The organism is Promicromonospora umidemergens (genome assembly GCF_024171995.1).
In the GTDB taxonomy this organism is placed as follows: Bacteria; Actinomycetota; Actinomycetes; order Actinomycetales; family Cellulomonadaceae; genus Promicromonospora; species Promicromonospora umidemergens.
Map to the genome: position 1 here is coordinate 1 of NZ_JAMTCT010000050.1, position 8840 is coordinate 8840.

The window sequence follows — 8840 nt, forward strand, 5'->3', positions numbered from 1 at the left end:
GCCCCACGCGCTCGATGAGCTCCAGCGCGCGCTGCTTGGCCGCCTTCTTCGACATCCCCCGCACCTGCACCGGCGCTTCCATGATGTTCTCGAGCGCCGTCATGTGCGGGAACAGGTGGAACCGCTGGAACACCATGCCGATCCGCGAGCGCTGCTTGGCGACGGCCCTTGGGTGCAGCCGGTGCAGCGTCCCCTTGGCGTCCTTGCGGTAGCCCATGAGGTCTCCGCCGACGACGACGGAGCCGCCGGTGATCTCCTCCAGCTCGTTGATGCACCGCAGGAGGGTGGACTTGCCGGACCCGGACGGGCCAAGGATCACCGTGACCTCGCCCCGCGCGACGTCGAGGTCGACGCCCTTGAGGACGTGCACGGCGTCGTGCCCGTGACCGAACACCTTGTGCACGGCGCGGACGGAGACCATGTCGGTGGAGTCCGCCGGAGCGGCAGCGGAGCCGGCGACGACGCTCATGGCGTCACCTCCCTGTTGACGTCTTGTCTCACGGTCCCGGCGGCTGCGATGGCGCCCTGCCTGCCACCGCCGGGGCCCTTGCCGCCGCTCCGGCGTCGGGTGACCGTGCCGAACCCGCGCCCGTAGTACTGCTCAAGGTAGTGCTGGCCCACCATCAGGATCGAGGTGATCAGCAGGTACCAGAGCGCCGCGATGACCAGCAGCGGGATGGGCAGGAAGTTGCGGTTGCCGATCGCGCTCGTCGCGTAGGTCAGCTCCAGCGTGAACGGCACGGCGACCACGAGGGACGTGGTCTTGAGCATCGAGATGGTCTCGTTGCCCGTCGGCGGCACGATGACGCGCATGGCCTGCGGCAGGACCACGCGGCGCATGATCTTGCCGTCCTTCATCCCGAGGGCCTTCGCTGCCTCGGTCTGGCCGGGGTCCACGGAGGTCAGGCCTGCGCGCACGATCTCGGCGAGGTACGCCGCCTCGTTGAGCGCGAGGCCCAGGAGGGCCGCCCAGAAGGCGGTGATGACATCGTCGGTGCGGAACGTGAAGAACTCCGGCCCGAAGGGGATGCCCAGCGACAGCCGCGGGTAGAGCACCGCGATCAGTCCCCAGAAGATGAGCTGCGTGTAGATCGGTGTGCCGCGGAAGAACCAGATGTAGACCCAGCTCACCCAGCGCATGACCGGGTTGTCCGACCGGCGCATCATCGCGAGCGTGACGGCCAGTGCCACGGCGATCGCCATGGACGCGAACGTCAGGATCAGGGTCCACAGCACGCCGCGCAGCACGACGACGTCACGCAGGTACAGCCAGACGATGTCCCAACGGAAGTTGTCGTTGGTGATCAGCGCGTTGGCCACCATCGCGGCCAGGACCAGCACGACCGCGGCCGCGACGAGGCGGCCCGGCCGAGGCACCGGACGCGCATGGATCCGGTTGGGCACCGGGTCGCGGCCCGACGCCGGAGCGTTGCTGGAGCTCATCTGACCCCTCTTCTCGTTCCTGGGGGGCGGGTCACTCGGCCGGGTTGAGCTCGGCCTCGTCCACGACGACGTCCTCGCTGCCCCAGCCGGCGAAGATCTCCTCGAGCGTGCCCTCGTCGATGAGCTTCTGCACGGCGGCCTGCACGGCCTCGGTCAGCTCCTTGTCGTCCTGCGCGACGACGATGCCGTACGGCGCCGCGTCGTTGATCTCGCCGACCGTCTCGACCTCACCGGCCGTCTGCTCGACGGCGTAGGCGGTGATCGGCGAGTCGGCGTACATGGCCTGGAGCTTGCCGCCCACGAGGTTGGTGGTCACGTCGGCCTGCGACTCGTAGCGCACGAGCTCGATGGGCTCCTCGCCGTCCTTCTCGCAGTCCTCAGTGGCCGCGGTGAGCTCCTCGTCCTGGATGGTCGAGGTCTGCACGCCGATGGTGGAGCCGCACAGGCTCTCTGGGTCGAAGTCCTCCGGGTTGCCGGCGGCGACGCCGAACTGCGAGCCCGCCACGGCGTAGCTGATCATGTTGGCCTGGGCCGTGCGGTCGTCCGTGATGGTGAACGCCGAGACACCCAGGTCGTACTTGGAGCCGATGGCGGGGATGATCCCGTCGAACGCCGCCGACTGGACCTCGGCCTCCAGGCCGAGCACCGCGGCCACGGCGGTCACCATGTCGATGTCGAACCCGACCGGCGTCTTGCCGTCGACGTCGATGAACTCGGCCGGCGCGTACGCCGTGTCGGAGCCGACGGACAGCGTGCCCTTTTCGGCGATCTCCGTCGGGAGCATCGCGGCGATCTCTTCGTCGGCCTCGATGGTCGACGGGTCGAACGATGCCTCGGCGCTGGCCTCGTCGGTGGCGGCATCGCCGGCGGTCTGCTGGGACGCGTCGGTGCATGCGGTGAGGACAAGTGCGGCAGCGGTCAGTGCCGAGGCAGCGGTGAGGGCGGGAAGCCTGCGCATCAGGGGTCTCCTGGGTCGGATCGTTGGTGTGTCACGAGGCGGTACGACCCGGCAGATCTCCGTCGTAAGGGGGAGCAGAGGACCCGACGGCGCACATGGCGCCTCGTGTGCGAGTCTCACCTAACCGTGACGTTCCGCTGACGTAAACCCGGAAGATCGAGACCGATGTCACATCGTAATGTATTACGTGCTTCGTGAACGTTTCACCCGCGTCCGTATGGACTGGCCTGCGTAAACGCCCCCGGCAAGCCGGCAAGGCGCCGACTTGCCGGGGGGCCGCTCACGTGTCGTGCTCGACCGGCTCGTCGGGCCGGTCCTCCTGACCGCCCTCGTGCTGCCAGCCCTGCGGCCAGTCGGTCCGCTCCGGGCGCCTCGCCAGCGCCACGATGCTCACGGCCAGGCCGCCCCACACCACGACGAGCGAGACGACCAGCAGTGCGATTGCTTCGCCGCTCATGACTTGTCTCCGTTCCTTGGCCACGCACTGAACACGTCAGGTTCGACGCGCCACCGCATCCGGGTCAGCACGATCGCCGCCACGACGAGCAGGGCGATGGTGCCCCAGCCCGCGACGCCGAGGTACGTCCCCGAGTACCCCTCGTACCCGTCCACGACGAGGCTGACGATGCGCGAGACGAGCATGTAGGTGAGCACCACGGGGCCGAGCACGATGATGCAGAACGACCACCAGCGGCCCACCTTGATCGTGGAGACCGCGTTCAGGTGGAACCGCATCTCCTCGGTCCGCCGCAGCACCCAGCCGATGACCACGGTGGTCACGACCGCCGAGGTGACGATGCCGATGTTGTTCGCCCACTGGTCGACGGTGTCGAGCGCGATCAGGCCGGTGGTCGTGGAGAACGCCAGGACGGAGAACACCGCGGCGACCAGGCCGATCCGGATGGCGGCCTGCGCCCGCGTCCAGCCGAACTTCTCCTGGAACGACGCCGAGACGACCTGCAGGATCGACAGCAGCGACGTGTACCCGGCCATGACCAGCGACCCGAAGAACAGCGCTCCGAAGAGCCCACCCGCCGGCATCTGGGAGACGAGGGCGGGGAACGTGACGAACGCGAGGATCGGGCCGCTGAGCCCATCCATCTCCGCGATGGCGACACCCTGCTGGTTCGCGAGGAAGCCGAGCGCCGCGAACACGCCGATGCCCGCGAACACCTCGAAGCCCGAGTTCGCGAACGCGACGACGAAGCCGGGGGACGTCAGGTTGGCACGGCGCTTCCGGTAGGAGGCGTACGTGATCATGATGCCGAACGCGATGGACAGCGAGAAGAAGATCTGGCTGTAGGCGGCGATCCAGACGTTCGGATCGGTCATCGCACCCCAGTCGGGCGTGAAAAGCGCGTTGAGCCCGTCGGCGGCACCCGGCAGGAACAGGGCCCGCACCACGAGCGTGCCGAACGCGAGCAGCAGCAGCGGCATGAAGACGAAGTTGACCTTCTCCAGCCCCTTGGCCACCCCGGCGGCCAGCACGATGATCGTGGCGACCCACACGAGGACCAGCGGGATCAGCACGGCCGGTACGAAGTCGAGGGTGAACCATGGGTCCGCGCCGCCGACGTCGGCCAGCTGCAGGTAGGTGCCGGTGAAGAAGCCTGCCGTGTCGTCACCCCACTGGAGGCCGAACGAGTACACGAAGTAGCTGAGCGCCCACGCGATGATCACCGCGTAGTAGACGGCGATGACGAAGCAGATGGCCACCTGGAACCAGCCCAGGTGCTCCAGCCAGCGCTTGACCCGCCGAAGGGCCAGCGGTGCCGAACCGCGGAACCGGTGACCGATCGCGTAGTCAAGGAACAGGATCGGTATGCCTGCCGTCAGCAGCGCTATCAGGTAGGGCACCATGAACGCGCCCCCACCGTTCTCGTATGCCACCCCCGGGAAGCGCCAGATGTTCCCTAGCCCGACAGCGGATCCGATCGCGGACAGGATAAATCCCAGCTGTCCGCTGAACTCTTCACGCTTCTCGGGCTCCGCGGTAGTTCTCTGCGCGTCGCTCATACCCTGATCTTCCGAGAAAATCCCCCCGAGTGGGAAATCGGCTCGCCGGGAGATTCACCGAAATTTCACCGGGCGCGCACCGAGGGGCTCATCCGGCGAGCAGCTCTGCCACGTATCCGCCGCGGAACTTGCCCGTCGGGTCGAGGCGCCCGGCCAGCTCAGCGAAGTCGCCGAACCGCGGGTACAGGCCCGGGAGGTCGGCCACCGGGACCGTGAACAGCTTGCCCCAGTGCGGGCGTGCACCGAGCGGCAGGAGCGCCGCCTCCAGCTCGGGCAGCGCGGCTCGCACGGCCGGCCAGTCCTGCTTCCACGTGAAGTGGAACGCGAGGCTGTCCTCTGGTGTGGTGCTGAGCCACTGGTCGTCGCCGGCGATCGTCCGGATCTCGGACGTGAGCAGCAGCGGCCCGATCCGGTCCCCGAGAGCCCGCACGGCGCGGACGGCGTCGGGCCCCGCCGTGCGCGGCAGCAGATACTCCGACTGCAGCTCCTCGCCAAGGGACGGCGTGAAGTCCATCCGGAAGTGCGGCAGCCGCTCGAACCACGGTCCCGGCACCCCGCCCTGCTCCGTGCACGCCACCGCTGCGACGTCGGGCAGGGGATGCATCGGCCCGACGGCGGGTCGGGCGCCCAGGCGCGTCAGCAGGTCTGCGGCGGGCCCGCTGGTCGTGCTTGCCGCTCCGCCGGCCGAGCCTGTCGAGACCCGCGACTTGCACCACACCATGCGCACGTCCGGCTCGTACCAGCTGGTGAAGACGCTGACGGAGTAGGCGCTGCCCATGACGGCATCGAGGTTCTCGAACAGCGCTTGCCACGGCAGCCCGGTGAAGACGTCCTGGCGCACGTCGAACGTCGGCACCGTGGCCAGCTCCACGCGCGTCACGACGCCGAGGGCGCCGAGCGCCACCACGGACCCGGGGAAGTCGGCGTCGCCCCGGCGCAGGGTCAGCAGCTCGCCGGTGGCGGTCATGAGGTCCACCCCGACGACGTCTCCCGCCAGCGAGCGTGTCCCGTCACCCGAGCCGTGGGTGCCCGTCGCGACGGCTCCGGCGACGGAGATGTGCGGCAAGGAGGCCATGGCGGCCAGCGCACGACCCTCGGCGTGCAGGTCGGCCGCGACCTCCCCGTAGCGAAGGCCCGCACGGACCGACGCCACTCCGGTCTCGGGGTCGACCTCGAGGGCCGGCCTGCCGTCGTCGAGCAGGTCGAGCTGTACGTGCACGCCCGTCGTGTCGGCGACGTCGCAGAACGAGTGGCGCGAGCCGAGGGCCCGGACGCGGGGCTCACCGGCGACGACGCCGGTGAGCTCCGCGAGGTTCCGGGGGCGCTCTGTGCGCGCGGAGGAGTAGGTGAGGTTCGCTGCCCAGTTCTTCACCGGACAAGGGTGCCACTCCTTCTTCGGGTCGGACGCAGCCGACTCAGGCGCTGGCTGCGGCCTTGCGGACCACTGGGATCCGTTGACTGATACCGACCATGTCCAGGACCTCCATCACCACGGCGGACGGCTCACGAAGCAGGACGGGTGAACCCGTCTCCTCGCCGAGCACGAACACCTGCAGGATGAAGGCCACCCCGGAGGAGTCGATGAACGTGACATCCCGCGCGTCGACGATGACGGGTTCGGGATCGGGTCGTGCGGCGAGCGTGGCCATCGCCTCGCTCGCGTTCTCGCGCAGCAGCGCGTCGATGTCGCCCCAGAGGGTCAGCACCGTGCCCTCATAGGTGTTCCGGCAGGCGATACCCGAGCCCGGGCGTCCGGGAACCAGGTCCTGCGCTGAGTCTGACGGGAGAGGGTCCATGGGGTCATTCGCTCCGTCCTGCATTGGTCGAGCCTCGACTTCGCTAGACACTGACTTCTACACACTGACTTGCACTGGCGACTTGGACGCTTCTTGGTGCTCTCTGACCGCTCCTTGGTCGGGAGGGGCAAGAATTGCCTAGGGCGAGTGTTCACCCGCGACCCGACTTCCGTCCACCCCCAGGGCGTTACGGTCACATTGCACGGAGGAGAAATGCCGGCCTCCGCACCCTCGCGGGCCTGCTCGCACCCGTCCGAGGAGGCCTCAGGCAGGGTCGGTCACGTCCGCAACCGTGGCATCGAGCGCCGCCGTGAGATCGGCGGCGTCAACCGTGGCGCCCACACCGTGAGCACCTGCGCCGATCGACACCGGCCCCGGCTCGCTGAGCCGGGAGTCCGCGACGACGGGCCACCTGTGGAACGACCCGAACGGGGTGATGGTTCCCCGCTCATAGCCTGTGACCTCGAAAGCCACCTCCTTGCTCGGCATCGACAGCCGAGAGACACCGAGCAGCGCACGCAGCTTGGGCCACGAGATCTGCCGGTCACCGGGGACGAGCACGAACAGGTAGTCCTCGTCCGCCCGACGCACGACGATCGTCTTGATCAGCCGTGCCGGGTCGACCCCGCGAGCGTCAGCGGCCTCAGCGAGGGTAGCGACCTGGCCGTGCCGCGTCACCTCGAACGGGATACCCGCCGCCTCGAGCGCGGCCACGGCGCGTTCTTCGCTCATGAAATTTCCTATCCTGAAAACGCGAGTCTTCGTTGTCTCGCAGTATGGTCAAGATATCGCCTGGGTGCAGGTCCGGCCCCGGCACAGCCGTCTTGTCGCGCCCGCGGCATCGACTCCAGGGGACCGGAACGCAGGAAGCGCCGCGGGTCCGCCTCGGGCCCCGCGGCGCCTGCCGTCGCCGGCCCGGGCGGCGTCTGCACAGCTGTCACGAACCGCTCGTCATTCCTCCGGCTGGTCGTCGACCGGCGCGAGCTTCTCCTCGGGGAGGGTCGCTGTCGGGCTGGAGGACGGTGAGCTACCTGGCTTCGGCCTCGGATCTTCGTCGCCGCCGCTCGGGCACGGGTCGGTCTCCTCAGAATCCTCGGCCTCCGGCTTCGTGTCGGCATCTGCCGCGGAGTCGGCAGCCGGCGCCGAACCTGCCTCGGCCGACTCGGCCTCGGTCCCGTCAGGACACGTCGGGGATTCCTCCCCAGGCTCGGTCGGTGTCGGTGTCGGCGTCGGCGTCGGCTTGGGCGTCGGCTTGGGCGTCGGAGTGGGCTTCGGCGTGGGTTCCGGCTTCTCCGGCTCTGGCTTCTCCGGCTCTGGCTTCTCCGGTTCCGGCTTCTCCGGCTCTGGCTTCTCCGGCTCTGGCTTCTCCGGTTCCGGCTTCTCCGGCTTCGGAGCGGGCTTCGTCGGCTTCTGCGAGGGCGGGTTGTCGCTCGGCCGGTCCCCAGGCCTGGAACCCGGCTTGCGCGGGCCGTCGTCGGAGCCGTCCTCCTTGGGCTTCGGGTCGAGTGCCGGCTTGTACCGCGGGCTCGCGGAGTCCGTCGGCTCCCAGGTGCCGACGTCGGACGGGTCGATCGCACGGTTGGGGATCGACCCCGCCGCGAAGAACTCGAAGTGCCACGGCTCGGGCTTCGAGCCGCCGAGCTGGGCCCACGACGGGTTCTCCCAGCCGTAGTCCGGACCGTGCACGCGCAGCCAGACGTACTCAGGAGAGCTGCCGCCCGCGATCGGGTTTCCCAGGTCCACGGCCAGGCCCCAGCCGTGGTTCGAGGTGCCCGGGATGGCGGCGAGATGCGGCTTGATACCGGCCAGGGTGATCTGGGCCTCGTAGGACCGGTAAGAGTCGGTGATCGGGATCGGGTAGCCGAACTCCTGCTCGAACTGCTCGCTGAGAGCCGTGAACCGCTCGGCCGCGTCGCAGCGCAGCATGTGCCCGGGGGCGAAGTCGAGTGGGCACAGCACGCCGGCCGGGATGCGGCCGTTGGCGTATCCGGTGGTGGTGCCGCCGAACCTGCTCACGACGTCGAGCAGGTTCTCCCGCAGCGAGAAGCCCTGGCGCTGCCCGGCTCCGGCTCCCTGGCCCTCGCCCTGCACCTCGACGAGCGCGTTGGGCACCGCTGGGTCGAGCATGTTCGCGAGCCGCACGGCCGCGATGACCACCTCGTCGTAGGTGATGTAGCCGGCCTGGTCGTCGTCGTGCCGGTCGACCACCGAGGTGCGCTCGTTCGACACCGGCACGGCGGGCGGACCGTCGTCCTCGGGCTGGGGACCCTGCGGGGCCTTGCCGCGCTCGGGGTCGGCGTCCTTGTCGGAGTCCTGGTCGGAGTCCTGGCCGGAGTCCTTCTCGGCGTCGTCCCGCTCGGTGTCCGCGTCCTTCTCGGCGTCGTCGCCGTCGACGCGGGAGCCCTCGTCGTTCTCACCGGATGCCAGCTGCTGCATCTGGTACGTCGTGTAGAGCATGCCGAGCTCGGCGGCAGCCTGCGCGACGGTGGGGCTGAAGTCGGGGCCCTGCTCCTGCGCCTGCTCCTCGGCGCGCTCGAGCACCGCGACGATCTGGCTCAGCGTGACGCCGTCCGGGGCGGTATCGGTCTCGCCCACCGCGACGCTCTTGATCAGGCCATAGAGCCGGA

Annotated in this window: 9 protein-coding genes; all 9 read right to left on the reverse strand. The window is 69.2% G+C overall.

From position 1 onward, the window contains the following. A partial coding sequence (locus APR04_RS30015; RefSeq protein WP_372496188.1) for an ATP-binding cassette domain-containing protein occupies nucleotides 1-469 on the reverse strand: 469 nt, incomplete at its 3' end. After that, a complete protein-coding gene (locus APR04_RS30020; protein ID WP_253878263.1) occupies nucleotides 466-1443 on the reverse strand; it encodes an amino acid ABC transporter permease in 978 nt (325 codons plus the stop codon). The genes APR04_RS30015 and APR04_RS30020, both read right to left, overlap by 4 nt. Nucleotides 1444-1474: 31 nt before the next feature. Then, nucleotides 1475-2401, reverse strand: coding sequence for an ABC transporter substrate-binding protein (locus tag APR04_RS30025; RefSeq protein WP_253878265.1), 927 nt, complete (start codon nucleotides 2399-2401; stop codon nucleotides 1475-1477). Between the two features lie 280 nt (nucleotides 2402-2681). Continuing rightward, on the reverse strand, nucleotides 2682-2858 hold the full coding sequence (locus tag APR04_RS30030) for a methionine/alanine import family NSS transporter small subunit (RefSeq protein ID WP_253878267.1): 177 nt from the start codon (nucleotides 2856-2858) through the stop codon (nucleotides 2682-2684). Further along, the gene (locus tag APR04_RS30035) at nucleotides 2855-4417 is read right to left on the reverse strand and encodes a sodium-dependent transporter (RefSeq protein ID WP_253878269.1); all 1563 of its coding nucleotides are present in this window, start codon (nucleotides 4415-4417) and stop codon (nucleotides 2855-2857) included. Before APR04_RS30035 ends, APR04_RS30030 begins: the two co-directional genes overlap by 4 nt. Before the next feature lie 88 nt (nucleotides 4418-4505). Further along, complete coding sequence (locus APR04_RS30040) at nucleotides 4506-5789, reverse strand: FAD-binding protein (RefSeq protein WP_253878271.1); 1284 nt, start codon at nucleotides 5787-5789, stop codon at nucleotides 4506-4508. A gap of 43 nt (nucleotides 5790-5832) precedes the next feature. Next, nucleotides 5833-6213: an STAS domain-containing protein gene (locus tag APR04_RS30045; RefSeq protein ID WP_253878273.1), complete on the reverse strand. Its 381-nt coding sequence runs from the start codon at nucleotides 6211-6213 to the stop codon at nucleotides 5833-5835. A gap of 264 nt (nucleotides 6214-6477) precedes the next feature. Further along, on the reverse strand, nucleotides 6478-6945 hold the full coding sequence (locus APR04_RS30050; RefSeq protein WP_253878275.1) for an aminoacyl-tRNA deacylase: 468 nt from the start codon (nucleotides 6943-6945) through the stop codon (nucleotides 6478-6480). A 219-nt stretch (nucleotides 6946-7164) separates the two neighbouring features. Then, nucleotides 7165-8840: M15 family metallopeptidase (locus APR04_RS30055; RefSeq protein ID WP_253878277.1), on the reverse strand; the 1676-nt coding region annotated here is incomplete at its 5' end.

Excerpts from the sequence above, each read along its gene's own strand:
- APR04_RS30020 (WP_253878263.1), bottom strand. The coding sequence starts at position 1,443 with ATGAGCTCCAGCAACGCTCCGGCGTCGGGCCGCGACCCGGTGCCCAAC.
- APR04_RS30025 (WP_253878265.1), bottom strand. The coding sequence starts at position 2,401 with ATGCGCAGGCTTCCCGCCCTCACCGCTGCCTCGGCACTGACCGCTGCC.
- APR04_RS30030 (WP_253878267.1), bottom strand. The coding sequence starts at position 2,858 with ATGAGCGGCGAAGCAATCGCACTGCTGGTCGTCTCGCTCGTCGTGGTG.
- APR04_RS30035 (WP_253878269.1), bottom strand. The coding sequence starts at position 4,417 with ATGAGCGACGCGCAGAGAACTACCGCGGAGCCCGAGAAGCGTGAAGAG.
- APR04_RS30045 (WP_253878273.1), bottom strand. The coding sequence starts at position 6,213 with ATGGACCCTCTCCCGTCAGACTCAGCGCAGGACCTGGTTCCCGGACGC.
- APR04_RS30050 (WP_253878275.1), bottom strand. The coding sequence starts at position 6,945 with ATGAGCGAAGAACGCGCCGTGGCCGCGCTCGAGGCGGCGGGTATCCCG.